Origin of the sequence: Actinoplanes sandaracinus, from assembly GCF_030009775.1 — a bacterium.
Classification (GTDB): domain Bacteria; phylum Actinomycetota; class Actinomycetes; order Mycobacteriales; family Micromonosporaceae; genus Actinoplanes; species Actinoplanes sandaracinus.
In genome coordinates this window covers 199,852-213,710 of sequence record NZ_JASCTH010000003.1, presented here as the reverse complement: position 1 = coordinate 213,710, position 13,859 = coordinate 199,852, and the positions used below count along the sequence as shown (strand labels likewise).

General features: G+C 69.9%; 11 protein-coding genes and 1 other RNA gene. 8 read left to right on the top strand and 4 right to left on the bottom strand.

Going from position 1 to position 13,859, the window contains the following annotated elements; genetic code table 11:
• Window positions 1-2 precede the first annotated feature (2 nt).
• Window positions 3-412, bottom strand: an RNA gene (gene rnpB / locus QLQ12_RS05735) — RNase P RNA component class A.
• 165 nt (window positions 413-577) lie between these two features.
• Window positions 578-979, bottom strand: coding sequence for a toll/interleukin-1 receptor domain-containing protein (locus tag QLQ12_RS05730; RefSeq protein ID WP_282757590.1), 402 nt, complete (start codon window positions 977-979; stop codon window positions 578-580).
• 205 nt (window positions 980-1,184) lie between these two features.
• Here QLQ12_RS05730 and QLQ12_RS05725 point away from each other — a divergent pair, with 205 nt between their 5' ends.
• The 5 genes from QLQ12_RS05725 to QLQ12_RS05705 all read left to right on the top strand — a co-directional run bounded on the left by QLQ12_RS05725 (window position 1,185) and on the right by QLQ12_RS05705 (window position 5,634).
• Entirely contained in the window at window positions 1,185-2,243 is a 1,059-nt protein-coding gene (locus QLQ12_RS05725; RefSeq protein ID WP_282757589.1) for a type I glyceraldehyde-3-phosphate dehydrogenase, read from the top strand.
• A gap of 11 nt (window positions 2,244-2,254) precedes the next feature.
• The gene (locus QLQ12_RS05720) at window positions 2,255-3,160 is read left to right on the top strand and encodes a threonine/serine dehydratase (protein WP_282757588.1); all 906 of its coding nucleotides are present in this window, start codon (window positions 2,255-2,257) and stop codon (window positions 3,158-3,160) included.
• Window positions 3,161-3,187: 27 nt separating this feature from the next.
• A complete protein-coding gene (locus QLQ12_RS05715; RefSeq protein ID WP_282757587.1) occupies window positions 3,188-4,273 on the top strand; it encodes an ABC transporter permease in 1,086 nt (361 codons plus the stop codon).
• Between the two features lie 89 nt (window positions 4,274-4,362).
• Window positions 4,363-4,971 carry a GTP cyclohydrolase II gene (locus QLQ12_RS05710; RefSeq protein WP_282757586.1) on the top strand — a complete coding sequence of 203 codons (609 nt, stop codon included), beginning with the start codon at window positions 4,363-4,365 and terminating at the stop codon, window positions 4,969-4,971.
• 72 nt (window positions 4,972-5,043) lie between these two features.
• The gene (locus QLQ12_RS05705; RefSeq protein WP_282757585.1) at window positions 5,044-5,634 is read left to right on the top strand and encodes a M15 family metallopeptidase; all 591 of its coding nucleotides are present in this window, start codon (window positions 5,044-5,046) and stop codon (window positions 5,632-5,634) included.
• A gap of 4 nt (window positions 5,635-5,638) precedes the next feature.
• Here QLQ12_RS05705 and QLQ12_RS05700 read toward each other — a convergent pair whose 3' ends face one another.
• A complete protein-coding gene (locus tag QLQ12_RS05700) occupies window positions 5,639-6,436 on the bottom strand; it encodes a class I SAM-dependent methyltransferase (RefSeq protein WP_282757584.1) in 798 nt (265 codons plus the stop codon).
• A gap of 102 nt (window positions 6,437-6,538) precedes the next feature.
• Between QLQ12_RS05700 and QLQ12_RS05695 the strand changes: the two genes are divergently transcribed.
• Both QLQ12_RS05695 and QLQ12_RS05690 read left to right on the top strand, forming a co-directional pair.
• Complete coding sequence (locus tag QLQ12_RS05695; protein ID WP_282757583.1) at window positions 6,539-7,564, top strand: aspartate-semialdehyde dehydrogenase; 1,026 nt, start codon at window positions 6,539-6,541, stop codon at window positions 7,562-7,564.
• 249 nt (window positions 7,565-7,813) lie between these two features.
• Complete coding sequence (locus tag QLQ12_RS05690; RefSeq protein WP_282757582.1) at window positions 7,814-8,020, top strand: hypothetical protein; 207 nt, start codon at window positions 7,814-7,816, stop codon at window positions 8,018-8,020.
• A 638-nt stretch (window positions 8,021-8,658) separates the two neighbouring features.
• On the opposite strand, the gene QLQ12_RS05685 is transcribed toward QLQ12_RS05690, so the two are convergent.
• On the bottom strand, window positions 8,659-9,507 hold the full coding sequence (locus QLQ12_RS05685) for a hypothetical protein (protein ID WP_282757581.1): 849 nt from the start codon (window positions 9,505-9,507) through the stop codon (window positions 8,659-8,661).
• 223 nt (window positions 9,508-9,730) lie between these two features.
• On the opposite strand from QLQ12_RS05685, the gene QLQ12_RS05680 reads away from it, so the two are divergent.
• On the top strand, window positions 9,731-13,654 hold the full coding sequence (locus QLQ12_RS05680) for a hypothetical protein (RefSeq protein ID WP_282757580.1): 3,924 nt from the start codon (window positions 9,731-9,733) through the stop codon (window positions 13,652-13,654).
• The last annotated feature ends 205 nt before the right edge of the window (window positions 13,655-13,859 follow it).

The window sequence follows — 13,859 nt, the reverse complement described above, 5'->3', positions numbered from 1 at the left end:
GACGGACGAGTCAGCCTGTACGCCGGATTTTGTAGCCGGTGACCCGAAGGCCCCCGGTGGCGGCCATCCATCTCGGCCTACCGTTGCCGGCAGGCTCATGCGGCCTACCCGCAGGCTCGGGCGAGCAGCCCTCGAACGCCTGCGCCGGCCACCGCCTCGCGGCAGTGGCCTTGCTTGGCCTTGCTCCGGGTGGGGTTTACCTAGCCACCCCGGTCACCCGGGGTGCTGGTGAGCTCTTACCTCACCGTTTCACCCTTACCGGCACCGTACGAATACGGGCCGGCGGTCTGTTTTCTGTGGCACTGTCCCGCGGGTCGCCCCGGGTTGCCGTTAACAACCACCCTGCTCTGCGGAGTCCGGACGTTCCTCGGCGGCACCGCAAGGGTGCCGACGCGACCGCCCAGCCGACTCGTCCGTCGCGCCACGATCCTACTTCCCGCCGGCCGGCGCCTCGCGCGCCCGCCCTCCTCGCGGCCTCAACAGCGCCGTTCAGCAGGATCTTGAGGCGCTGACGACCGCGATCGGGAGGTAGCGCATCAAGATCGGAGATGTCGGCGGCGACGGTGGCGGATGACCTTCAGTCCCGCGAAGGACACTCGGAAGGGTGGCGGCGGATGCCGCCGACCAGAGTGAGGACCACCTCGAGAGCGTCCTCCTCGTCGAGTCCGTGCAGGCTGCGGCAGGGGATGGCGCGGAGCGCCGAGGGCGGTTCGGCGGTGTCGAGGCGCAGGGCGAGGAGCCGGCCGACGAGGGCGGGTGACCGGACGATCCAGGCCCAGTCGGCCTCGCTGGCGCGGTGCTCGGCCGACAGCAGGATGAGCACGGCATCGGTGCTGCTCACGTGTCCTTCGGTGAGGCGCCGGGCGAAGCTGTCACCGGCCGGATCGAGGTGTGTCTCATAACCGGCGGCGCGCAGGGTGAGAGCGATCCACTGTGCCCAGGGTTCGTCGGCGGCGGCATGGGAGACGATGACGGGCACGTTCACAGCATGCCGGATGCCCGTCCACTGTGTTGTCCGCGTTTCGATGGCCGTCTCTGCCGTGGTGTGAGAATGTCGTGCGTTGACGTGCAACTTGCACAACTCATAGTGTCGAAGTCGTGACACCGGGTGGACCCTTGTGGGAACGGGGGAACCAAGTCACGGGGGAAATGCTGACAAAGCATCACGAATCCAGGAGCGCTCGATGACTGTCGCGATCGGGATCAATGGGCTGGGGCGGATCGGCCGAAGTTTGACCCGGATCGTGGCCGCCATGCCACACCCGGGTGTGGAGATCGCCGCGGTGAACGACATCGCGCCGACCGAGAAACTGGCCTACGGCCTGCGCCGGGACAGTGTCCGCGGATCCTTCCCGGGGACGGTGACGGCGCGGGGGGACTATCTGGTGGTGAACGACCACGCCATTCGCGCATTCCACCATGAGCGGCCGGAGCGGATCCCGTGGGCGGAACACGGGGTGGACGTGGTGATCGAGGCCACCGGCCGGTTCCGGGCCGGGAGCACGGCCCGAAAGCACATCACCCACGGCGGCGCTCGCAAGGTGGTGATCAGTGCTTCGGCCGACGACCCGGACGCGTTCCTGATCTACGGAGCCAACCACGCGAGCTACGACCCGGTCGTGCACGATGTCGTCTCGCCGGCCTCGTGCGGGGTCAACGCGCTGACCGTGATGGCCAAGGTGCTGCTCGACCGGTTCGGGCTGCGTTCGGTGAACACCTCGGTCATCCTGGCCGCCCAGGGCTGGCAGCGGGTGCAGGACGCGGCGGTCGACACCTCACGCGACGATCCCCGCCTGGGCCGGGCTGGCGGCGAGAGCATCATCCCGCACAACTACGTGGTCGGTGACCTGGTGCGGGTGGCGCTGCCGGAGATCGGCGAGATGCGCTACAGCTACTACTGCGTGCCCACCCCGATCGGCTCGCTGGCCGAACTCTCCGGGCAGACCGGCCGGCCGGTGACCGCCGAGGAGGTCAACCGGGCGATGGCCGAGGCCGCCGCGGGACCGCTGCGCGGCATTCTGGCGTACGACCCGGACCCGACCGTCTCGATCGACGTGAAGAACAACGCGGCGTCCTGTCTCTTCGACCCGTCCGGCACGCAGGCCACCGCGGACGGCGGGGTGAAGGTGCGCGGCTGGTTCGACAACGAGTGGGGCTTCTCGAACCGCTTACTGGATCTGGCGTGTCTGGTGGGAGAACGTTTACCGGTCGGGTCGAGCCGGGTCTCCTGGAGCGTCGCCTAGTCTTGGCGATCATGGTTGACCTGGCGGACGTGCGGGCCGCGGCGAAGCGTATCGACGGCCGGATCCGGCGGACCCCGGTGCTGGCGGACGGCCCGGACCGGTGGTTCAAGCTGGAGTTCACTCAGCACGCGGGCTCGTTCAAGACGCGCGGCATGATGAACCGGATCCTCACCGGTCCGGTGTCCCCGGCGGGCCTGGTGGCGGCCTCGGGTGGCAATGCTGGGCTGGCCGCCGCCTACGCGGCCCGCGAGCTGGGTCTCCCGGTCGAGGTGTTCGTGCCGGTCACCGCGCCGGCGGTCAAGGTGGCCAAGCTCGGCAAGCTGGGCGCGCGGGTGGTCCAGGAGGGTGGGGAGTACGCCGAGGCGTACGCCGCCGCCACCGTCCGGGCGTCGCGGACCGGCGCTCTGTTCTGCCACGCCTACGACGACCCGGCGATGGTCGCGGGCAACGGCACGATCGGCCTGGAACTGATGGAGCAGGTGGGCTTCGACACCGTGCTCGTGGCGGTGGGCGGCGGCGGACTGATGGCGGGCGTCATCGCCGCTCTGGACGGGAAGGCCCGCATCGTCGCGGTCGAACCGGCCACCTCGCGGGCCCTGAACGCGGCGCTGGAGGCCGGCGAGCCGACGGATGTGCCCGTCTCCGGCGTGGCGGCCGACTCACTCGGCGCCCGGCGGATCGGAGACATCGCCTTCGCGCTGGCGAGCGCGGCCGGCATCACGTCGGTGCTGGTCGACGACTCGGCCATCGTCGAGGCCCGCCGCCGGCTCTGGGACGAGCACCGGGTCGTGGTCGAGCACGGCACCGCCGCGGCGCAGGCCGCCCTGCTGTCCGGCGCCTACCGGCCGGAGAAGGGAGAGCGGGTGGTCGTGCTGCTCTGCGGAGCCAACACGGATCCGGCCGATCTGGCCACATAGGGGCGCCGAGTCCGCGAGGCTCGGCTGGTGGGGGACGACAACGAGATCGGGTCGGTGAAGCAGTTCCGGCGGTTCGCGCTGGTCGTCTGCGTGGTCGGAGTGCTGGTCCAGCTGTTGCTGACCGCGTACTACCTGGGCATGGGGCACAGGGCGGCGCCGCACGACCTGCCGGTCGGCCTGGTGGCCAGGGCGGACCAGCGTGAGTCGATCACCGCGATGCTGACGGAGAGCGGCGCGTTCGCGGTCTCCGACTACGCCTCGGCCGACGCGCTGACCGCGGCGGTCCGGCGGCGCGAGGTCTACGGCGGGGTGGACGTCAGCGGGACGGAGCCGGTCCTCTACGTGGCCGGGGCGGCCGGGCCCTCGGCGGCGTCGCTGCTGCGGACCACCTACAGCGACGTCATGCAGCAGCAGAAGGCGAGCCAACTGGCGACGATGGCCGCGAACGGTGACACGGTCAGTATCGCCGTGACGGAGTCGCTGATCGCGACCCCTCAGGTCACCGACGTGGTGCCGCTGCCCGCCGACGACGTGAACGGGGCGTCGCTCGGCTTTCTCACCCAGGCGCTGTCACTGGGCGGGACGATCGCCTCCATCGGGCTGGGGCGGCTGATTCCCCGCACCCGCAGATCGTGGCGTCGCGGTGTCGCGCATCTCGCGACGTTGATCATCTACGCGGTCGGCTCCGCCGCCGCGGTGCTCTGGTCGATGACCTGGTTCGGGGTCGGTGAGGGCGCCGACCTCCCGGAGATGCTCTGCATCTTCTCGTTGATCTCACTGGCCGTGACCGGATCGACGGCCGGGGCGGTGGCGCTCGTCGGACCGGCCGGAGCGCTGGTCGGCGCCTTCTACTTCACGATCGGGACGGTGATCTCGGGAGCCAGCATCTTGCCGGAGTTCCTGCCGGCCTTCGGGCGGGAGCTCGGGGAGCACCTGCCGACCGGCGCGGGGGTGCAGGCAGTCCGTGACAATCTGTACTTCCCGGACGCGCCGATCGGCAGCCATTTGACGATCTTGACGCTCTACTCGGCGATCGGGTGTCTGATCGTGCTCATCACCAATATCCTCCCGAACCGCTCTGATCGGACATCTGAGGTCGATCTGGGCCTGTGATCCGCGACCCACCCGCAACCGTGGCCTCCTCATGAACCGGCGCGTACGGTCGATCCGTACTTGAAGCGTCAAGTGCACAGGGAGAGGGCATGCCGGTTCGTACGCGCGTCACTGTTCCGCTCGAGTTCCCCGACGGATACCGCACCACCGCCGAGGTGGTCACCTTCAACGGCTTGTCCGACGGGAAGGAGCATCTCGCGCTCGCTCTCGGCGACGCCGCAGGCGCCGAGTTGCCGCTCGTCCGGCTGCACTCCGAGTGCATGACCGGCGACGTCTTCGGCTCTCAGCGCTGCGACTGCGGTCCGCAGCTGCGCGAGGCCGTGGAGCGCATCGCCGAGGTCGGCGGTTACCTGCTCTACCTGCGACAGGAGGGCCGTGGCATCGGGCTGTACGCGAAACTCGACGCCTACGCCCTCCAGGAGCAGGGAATGGACACCTACGAGGCGAACCGGGCACTCGGGCACGCCGACGACGAGCGGGAGTACACCGCCGCCGCACAGATGCTGGAAGCACTCGGCGCCGAGGCCGTCGAGCTGCTCACCAACAACCCGGACAAGTCCCGTCAGCTGCGTGAGCTGGGCGTCGACGTGCGGGCGGTCCGGCCGACCGGTGTGCACGCCTCCCCGGCGAACGTGCGATACCTGCAGGCGAAGGTCACGCACACCCAGCACACGATCGATCTGGCGCCGGCGTCCTGAGTCTTTCCGGTTGCGGGGTGAGTTTCCGCCGGTTGCGCCTCAGTTTCCGGCGGGCGTGCCGAACGAGAAAGCGTGGGTATCGAGGGAGTGAATTCGCGCATCGCGAGCATCCAGAGCCGGATCCTCGCGCTGCAGGGTCAGCAGGCCACGACCACGACGGCGGCGACGCGGACGGAGGCGTCCACCCAGGGCGGCTTCGCCGCTCATCTGCGGAGCGCGGTCGCGTCCAACAGCCCGATGGACAAAACTCACAAAGTCAATAGCAAGGGTATTCCGGAGGATCTTGTCGCGTACGGGAACGGCAAGATCCCGGAACACGCACTCGGGCGGGTCGGTCAGACCAACCACAAACTCTGGGCACCGGCCGCCGAGTCGCTGAACCGCATGGTCGAGGACGCCAAACGGGACGGCGTGAAGATCGGCATCACCGACTCGTATCGGCCGTACACCGAGCAGGTCGATCTGGCCAAGCGCAAGGGCCTCTACTCGCAGGGCGGGTTGGCTGCCAAGCCCGGCACCAGCGAACACGGCTGGGGCATGGCCACCGACCTCGACCTGGACAGCAAGGCCCAGAGCTGGATGCGGAAGAACGCCGGGAACTACGGGTTCGTGGAGAACGTGCCGCGGGAGCCGTGGCACTGGGCGTACCGCCCCCGTTCGTGATCTCTCAAGCCCGGCAGATGATCTCCCCGTGCGGGATGATCAGCCATCCGTCGGGGTCGTCGGCCCACCGGCGCCAGCCGGCCGAGATGCGCTGCAGATCAGCCTCGGTCGCGGCGCCGGTGCGCAAGGCGGAGCCGGCCATCTCCGATTTGAGCACCCGCTCCTCCCACATGCCGCCCCACCACTGCCGGTCCTCCTCGTTCGCGAAGCACCAGACGCTCGCGGTCGCGGTGACGTCGGTGAAGCCGGCCGCGCGGGCCCACGCCAGCATCCGGCGCCCGGCGTCCGGCTCACCGCCGTTGCCGCGGGCCACCCGCTCGTAGAGGTCCAGCCACTCGCCCAGCTCCGGCAGCAGCGGGAACCAGGTGAAGGCCGCGTAGTCGCTGTCGCGGGCCGCGACCACGCCGCCCGGCCTCGTCACCCGGCGCATCTCACGCAGCGCCGCCACCGGGTCGGCCACGTGCTGCAGCACCTGGTGGGCGTGCACGACGTCGAAGGCGCCGTCCGCGAAATCAAGCGCGTGCACGTCGCCGGCCACGAAATCGACGTTGTCCAGGCCGCGGCGCGCGATCTCGGCGCGGGCCAGGTCGAGGGCGTCCTCGCTCTGCTCCAGCGCGGTCACCCGGCCGGGTGCGGCCAGCTCCGCCAGCTCGGCCGTGATCGTGCCGGGGCCGCATCCGACGTCCAACAGGGAAATTCCGGAGGAAAGATGCGGCAGCAGGTATGCCGCCGAATTCTCTACGGTGCGCCAGCGGTGCGAGCGCAAGACCGACTCGTGGTGTCCATGGGTGTAGGTCGCCATGCCGACGACGCTAGCCCTATCATCCTCAAATATGGGACACTAGTCCCACACTATGAACAAGGCGATTTCTTTGTCCGCAGTTCAAGACGTAGTTTGGTGCCCATGAGGATCGGTATCGTCGGGGCGACGGGACAGGTGGGCAGCGTCATGCGCCGCATCCTGGCCGAGCGCCAGTTCCCTGTTTCCGAGCTCCGGCTCTTCGCCTCCGCGCGCAGCGCGGGCCGCACTCTTCCGTGGGGTGACGGCGAGGTGACCGTCGAGGACACCGCCACGGCCGACTACTCCGGCCTCGACATCGTGCTCTTCTCCGCGGGTAAGGGCGGCTCCCTGGAGTACGCTCCCCGCTTCGCCGAGGCGGGCGCCGTCATCGTCGACAACTCGTCGGCGTACCGGATGGATCCCGACGTCCCGCTCGTCGTCGCCGAGGTCAACCCCGACGCCGCCCGGGTCCGCCCCAAGGGCATCATCGCCAATCCGAACTGCACCACCATGGCCGCCATGCCCGTGCTGCGCCCGCTGCACGACGAGGCCGGCCTGGTGTCGTTCATCGCCACCACCTACCAGGCGGTCGGCGGCGCCGGCCTCGCCGGTGTGGCCGAACTCGACGAGCAGATCAAGAAGGTCGCCGACCGGGCCACCGAACTCACCCACGACGGCTCCGCGGTCGACTTCCCCGCGTCGAAGGTCTTCCCGAAGCCGATCGCGTTCAACGTGATCCCGCAGGCCGGCTCGTTCGTCGACGACGGCAGCTTCGAGACCGACGAGGAGCAGAAGCTCCGCAACGAGAGCCGCAAGATCCTCGGCCTGCCGGAGCTGCCGGTCTCCGGGACCTGCGTGCGCGTACCGGTCTTCACCGGCCACTCCCTGCAGGTCAACGCCCGCTTCGCCCGGCCGCTGTCCCCGCAGCGGGCCCGGGAGATCCTGGCTTCCGCGCCGGGCGTCGAGCTCTCCGACGTGCCCACCCCGCTGCAGGCGGCCGGCCGCGACCCGTCCTACGTGGGCCGCTTCCGCGTCGACCCCACCGCGGAGAACGGCCTGTCGTTCTTCATCTCCAACGACAACCTCCGCAAGGGCGCCGCGCTCAACGCCGTCCAGATCGCCGAGCTCGTCGCCGCCGAGATCGGCTGAGCCTCACCGTCGTCTCACCGCCCCGGCCGGTTTCGGCCGGGGCTTTTTCCTATCTTGTACGGGCCTCGCCGCCCCCCACCGCACGGGTGATGTCCCGAGTCTCCCGCGCGACGTCCGCGTCGCTTTCGGTGCTCAACGCGCCTTTCGGGCACGGTGCCCACGCCCCGGCTATCCCGCTCTACAATGGAAATTTAGGACTTTTTGCCCGAATCGGTAGCGCTTGGCCGGTTTTAGCGGCACAGTGATGGAATGAACGACAGTGGGCTGGGCGGAGTGGGCTACTTCTGGTGCCTCCGCGACCACCGGGTGGAGAGTGGCGACGACGTGTGCCCCGCTCAATACCGGCTCGGTCCCTACGCCACGGCTGACGAAGCGACGCGGGCACTCGAGACCGTCGAGAAGCGCAATGCCGATTGGGATGCCGAGGACGCCCGCTGGACAGGGGAAGCCAGCTGACGTAAGCGCCGCTCCGGCTCGACCGGAGCGGCCAAGTGCCGTTCCGGCCCGGCCGGAGCCGCAAGTCTCCCGGCGCGGACGTGCCCACAGTCATTCGCAAGGAGGAACACCTCGATGCCCGCTGCCAAAAAGGCTTCGACCAGGCCCGCTGCCTTCGGCGCGGGCCCCCGACCCCGATCCACCCCTTCCGGTACGGGCACCCGCGCGACCGCCGCACCCGCCGCCTCCGCCTCCTCGCCGGGCGACACCTCCCGGCGGTCCACCCGCTCCACGGCCAAGCCGGGCGGCGTCGCGTCGCCGGCGGGGTCCCGCTCTTCGAGCGCCAAGCCCACCGCGGCCAAGCCCGCAACCGTCAAGCCCACCGGCAAGGCTGCTGCTTCCGCGTCGGCCGCTGCCAAGGCCACCGCTGCTAAGGCCGCCGTGGCCAAGGCTGCCGCTGCGAAGACCGCTGCGGGCAAGAGCGTGACCGCGAAGAGCGTCGCTGGTAAGAGCGTGACCGCGCGGGCCTCCGCGAAGGCCGTCTCAGCCGGCGCCCCGGCGCCTCGGTCGGTGCAGTCGGCGCGGGCGGCGCAACCGGCGGCCAAGGTGGTCAAGCAGGGCGCGGCGAAGGCGGCTGCCGGCAAGCAGGCCGTCGGTGCTCAGCGCGGATCGAGCAGCAAGCAGGCCGCGCCGAAGGCGACCCCGGGAAGACAGCAGACGGTGACCCCCGTGGCCAGGATGACCGGTGCCAAGCCGGGAACGGCGGCCAAGGCCGCGGCCCCGACCAGGGTGAGGACGGCGGCCAAGGCCGGCTCGGCGGGGGCGAAGCAGGCGGCCCAGCGTCCGGTTGTCCAGCGGGCTGGATCCGGACCGTCGGGTGTGAAGCCGACGGCCGGGCGGGCGGTCGCCGCGAACGCCGGAGGACGGATGGCCACAGCGAAGGCAGCGACCGCCGGGTCCACCGGAACCACGGTAGCCGGTTCTAAAACAGCCAGTTCCAAAGCAGCCAGTTCCAAAGCAGTTGCTGCAGTTGCTAAGGAAGCCGCGAACAAGGTGGCGCCCTCGGCTAGGGCATCGGCCGCGAACCAGGCTCGGAGCGGCAAGGTCGCCGCCCAGCGGGTGGGTGGGAGAGCGACTGTCGAAGCGGTTGCGCCCAGGAAGCCGGCAGCACGAGCGGTCGCGGCCACCAAGACCGGCGCGGGTCGAATGGTCTCGTCCCGGACGGCTACCGATCTTGAGACGACGCGCGCTTCAGTGAAGGGCCGTGCCGCCACATCGATGTCGCTCGCAGGTAAAGGTTCGACCGGCGGGTCGTCGGGAACCGGAACAGTGGGCAAGCAAGCCGGAACGTCTGCGGTCGCGAGGACCGCGTCGGGCCATGTGGACTCGACAAAACCGTCAGCGAAGAAGCCTGCGGCCGTGAGGTCAGCGATCGCGAAGTCAGCGACGGTGAAGTCGGCGACCGCGAAGTCTGCAGGCGTGAAGTCAGCGACCGGGATGGCCGTCACCGCGAAAGTGGCGGGTGTGCGCGGGGCATCCTCGAAGTCAGGGGGAGCGAAGGCCGGGACATCCCCGAAGTCAGCGGTAGTGAAGGCCGGGACACCGAGGTCAGCGGGCGTCAAGGCAGCGGGCGTGACGGCTCCAGCAAGCAAGTCCTCCCTCGGCAGGACTTCCACGGGCAAGGGCTTGTCTGCCGATCAGACGGCAGGTAAGGCCACCACCGGCAGGTCAGTGGCGGGCAAGACCACCGTGGGTAATGCCGCGGCTGGCAAGGTCTCCGCGAGCAGGACAGTGGCCGGTAAGCCCTCCGCGAGCAATGTAGTGAGTGGTAAGCCCGCCGTGACCAAAGCGGTGGCCGGCAAGACCGTCACCGGCAAGACCGTCACCGGCAAAACCGCTACGGGCAAGACCGGGGCTAGCAAGACCGGAACTGGCAAGACCGTCGCCAGCAGGGCTATCGCAGACAAAATCGCGGGTAAGGCCATCGCCGGGAAAAGTTCTGTGGGTAAGGCTGTCGCCGGGAAAGCTCTCGCGGGCAAAGCCGTCGTGGCGAAAGCCGCCGCTGGCAAGTCCGTTACGGGCAAAGGCGGCGCTGGTAGAAGCGGCGCTGGTAGAAGCGGTGCGGGTGAGGCCGGCGCGGGGAACGTGCTGGCCTTCGAGGGAGCGGCTGAGCGTTTCGCCGGAAGCGGGCGTAAGAACGCAGCCGCTTCTGGAGGGCCGCGTGGCGCGGGTAAGCCCGACGGAAAGGCAGCCGGCGGCGTGACGGTGTCGATTCGGTCCAAGTCCGGAAAGACCCGAGATGCCGTCTCGGGAAACCGGGGCGGACAGGCCGGAGGATCGCGACGGGTCGCTGCGATGAGTAGCACGCCGAAGAACCAGGTCACCGTTTCCACCGGCGACTCCGGAGGCTGGGACGAGGAGGTCAAAGCGCGCGCGGCCGCATACCTCGCCGAGCGGATGCGTGCGGAGCAGGTCCCGCCACGACCGCAGACCGACGCGGAAGACGACACTGTCGACGTCAGCGCTCTGGAGGACAAGTCGTTCGTCGGCGGATGGTTCCCGCGTCCCGGCCCGAGCCAGCCGGATGAGGAGTCCGACCAGTGGGGAGCCGATCGGCCCGACCTCGACGCGCTCGGAACCGACGAGACCGCGGCAACGAACTCCACCTCCGACGACGAGGACGAGGAAGCAACCCCTGAGTACACCGGTCCGGCGGACGCGGTCGAGTCAGGATGGGTCTCCACCCTCGCGCGGATCTCCACCGAGGACGGCCACCAACTGAGCACCGGCGCCGGCGCGAAGCCTGACGGGGTCGACGCATCGGCGGCGGAGGCCGTCGACGAGGTGATCCGAAGCCAGATCACGGCGTCCCCCACCGAGTCCGCGGCGAACGTCGGCGGCACAGCGGCCGTGCCGTCCGCCGCCGACGACGACGACGGCCAGGATGATGACGACTGGGACGACGACGAGGACGGCCCTCAAGCGGCGGACCGCCTTGACAGCGACGAGGACGAAGACGAGCGGGAGGACGGTTTCGCGGACGAGGCGGTGGTGACCGAACCGGTGACGACCGCGCGTTCCGTGCGGACGTCGACCCGATCGGGCAGGACACGGACCTCGTTCACGGCCCCCACCGGGTCCAGGGCCGCCGGAGCGGAAGACGCCGCCATGGGCATGGCCGAGGACGCCGAGTCCGCTGCGGTTACGCCTGGGGGCCGGAACGCGGCGGGGACCAGGACACTCCGCGGTCGAGCGGGTGCCGCCAAGGTCGCGGCTGAGAGCGGGCAGACTGCGCAGGCTGGTCGGAAACCCGTGGGAACCAAGACGGCCCGGGGTAAGGCGGCGACCGGGGAGATGGCGGAGCCGGGAACCGCGAACTTCGCCGGCGACGAAGCTGAGTTCACCGAGTTCGAGCCGGTGACCGATCCGAAGAAGAGCATGCCGAGGACGGCCGGTGGCCGGGCGGCGGCGAGGGCATCGGTCACGAAGACAGCGGCTACCAAGACCACGGGAGCCAGGACCGCGAGGCCCAAGGCCACGGGAACCAAAACCACGGGAACCAAGGCGACTCCGGCCGGGCCGAAGGCTGTAGCCGGCAAGGCGGCTGCCAGGGCGGGAGCAAAGAACGCTGGGGCCACGGGTCCGGGTGCTGTGGCGACGGCGACCAGGTCGACGCCGGGCCGGGCTGCCGGGGCTACGGCTGGTAAGGCTGCCGGGACCAAGGCTGCCGGGGCTACGGCTGGCAAAGCCGCCGGGACCAAGGCTGCTGCGGTGACGGGCAGCGGGGCCGCGGGGACCAGGGCCGCCGGGTCCCGGAATGCCGGTGCCGGGGCTGCTGGCACCAAGGCGACTGCCGCAAAAGCGGTCGGAACGAAGGCGACTACCGCTAGGACCGCCACTGGCGCGACCGGCGGCACGGCGGCAAGGACTGCTTCGGCGAAGGCTGCGGGACCGAAGAAGACCGCTGCCAAGACGACCGCTGCCAAGACGACCGCTGCCAAGACGACTGCCAAAGAAGGCGTTGCGAAGGCCGTTCCCTCGAAGGCGACGTCTGCGAAGCGTGGGCCGGTCAAGGCCGCTCAAGCAGAGGTAGCGGGCACCACAGCCAGGGGCGGTACGACCGCGAAGGCTACGAGGGGCAAGGCAACAGGCACGAAGGCAACAGGCACCAAGGCAACAGGCACCAAGGCGGCTGGGGCCAAGGCGACAGGGGTCAAGGCGACAGGGACCAAGGCGGCTGGCACCAAGGCGACGGGGGCCAAGGCGACTGTTAAGAGGACAGCGCCGGGCAAGACGGCAACGGCCGGCGCGGCCAAGGTCACGGCCACCAAAGCCACAGCCACCAAAGCCACAGCCACCAAAGCCACAGCCGCGAAGGCCGCGGCGAGCAAGGCCCCGCTGGGCAAGGCAACCGCTGCTAAGTCTGCTGCTAACGCAACTGGTCGGAAGGCTGCGCCCACGAAAGCGTCCGCCACGAAGGCGCCTGCTACCAAGGCGACGGCCGGAGCCAAGGCCACAGTTTCGAGATCAGGCGGGGTCAAGGCCACGGCCGCGAAATCGGCTGGGGCCAAAGTCGCGGCGTCGAAGGCGACGGCCGCGAAGGCGGCAGGGCTGAAGGCGGCGGCATCGAAGGCGGCGACGCGGGAAGGCACGGTTGCGAAGGCGGCGAAAGCCAAGGCGACGGCTGGAAAGGCAGTCAAGGCGACCGCCGGCAGGGCGACCGTGACGAAGTCCGCCAGTGGAAAGGCCTCGCAGGCGGGGGGTCGCGCGGCAGTCGCCGGAGGCGCCGGTGTCAAGGCCACTGCGAGCAAGGCGAGTGCTACTAAGGCGGCTACGGCCAGGGCGACTGCTGCCAAGTCTGTGGGAGCCCGGGGCGCGGTCGGTAAGGCGGGCGCCGCCAAGGCGGCCACGGCCAGGGGTGCGGGGGCTAAGGCGACGGCGGCCAAGAGCGCAGGAGCCAAGGCGACAGCGGGCATGGTCAGCGGCGCCAAGGCGACAGCCGCTAAGGCTAAGGCGGCACCTGCGAAATCCATGACCGCCAAGAGCACTACGGCCAAGGCCACGACCGCTAGAAGCACCGCCGCCAAGGCCTCGACGGCCACAGCCGCCCGAGGCTCCACTGCCAAGAGGACTGCTGGCGGAACGCCGGCGAAGGCGACGGCAGCGAAGTCGACGGCGGCCAAAACCACGGCGGCTAAGACGACGGCAGCGAAGTCGACGGCGGCCAAAACCACGGCGGCTAAGACGACGGCAGCGAAGTCGACGGCGGCCAAAACGTCGGAGGCCAAAACGACGGCGGGGAAAGCGACGGCGAGCAGAGCGGGCGGGTCGAACAGCGCCGCGGTCAAGGCCACCAACGTCAAGGCGGCTTCGGGCAGCCGGGCCGGGACGGTCGGTGCCCGGTCGGGGACTAAGGCTGCGGGCGGTACGGCTGCGGGCAGGGCCACCAACAAGCCAACCCGCGGGGCCACCGGAGTCGCTGAAGCGGGAAAGGGCGCGGGGAACGCCGCCAAAGCGACTCGGGCGCCGCGTAGTTCGGGTGCCAATGCGGGGGTGGGGGCCTCTGGGCGTACCCCGGGAAGTGCTCGAACCGCTCGTAACACTGCGAAGAGTGAGCCGGTGAAGGCGTCACGCGCGGCAGCGCGTCGCCGGTAGGAGGCCGCGCCAGCGGCGCCGGAAGAGCCCGAAGTGAAGCACCGCCGGCAGGGAAGCCGCCGGCGGTGCCCGGGTGGGTGCGCAAGCGCTTCCGGGCTCGGTCTACGGCTGAGGTTTGTGGAAGCCGCCGGGGGCGGTGGACGCGGTCGGTGTTCCGGGCTTGGTCCACGGCTTCGGCTTCCGGAAGGCGCCTGCGGCGGCAAGG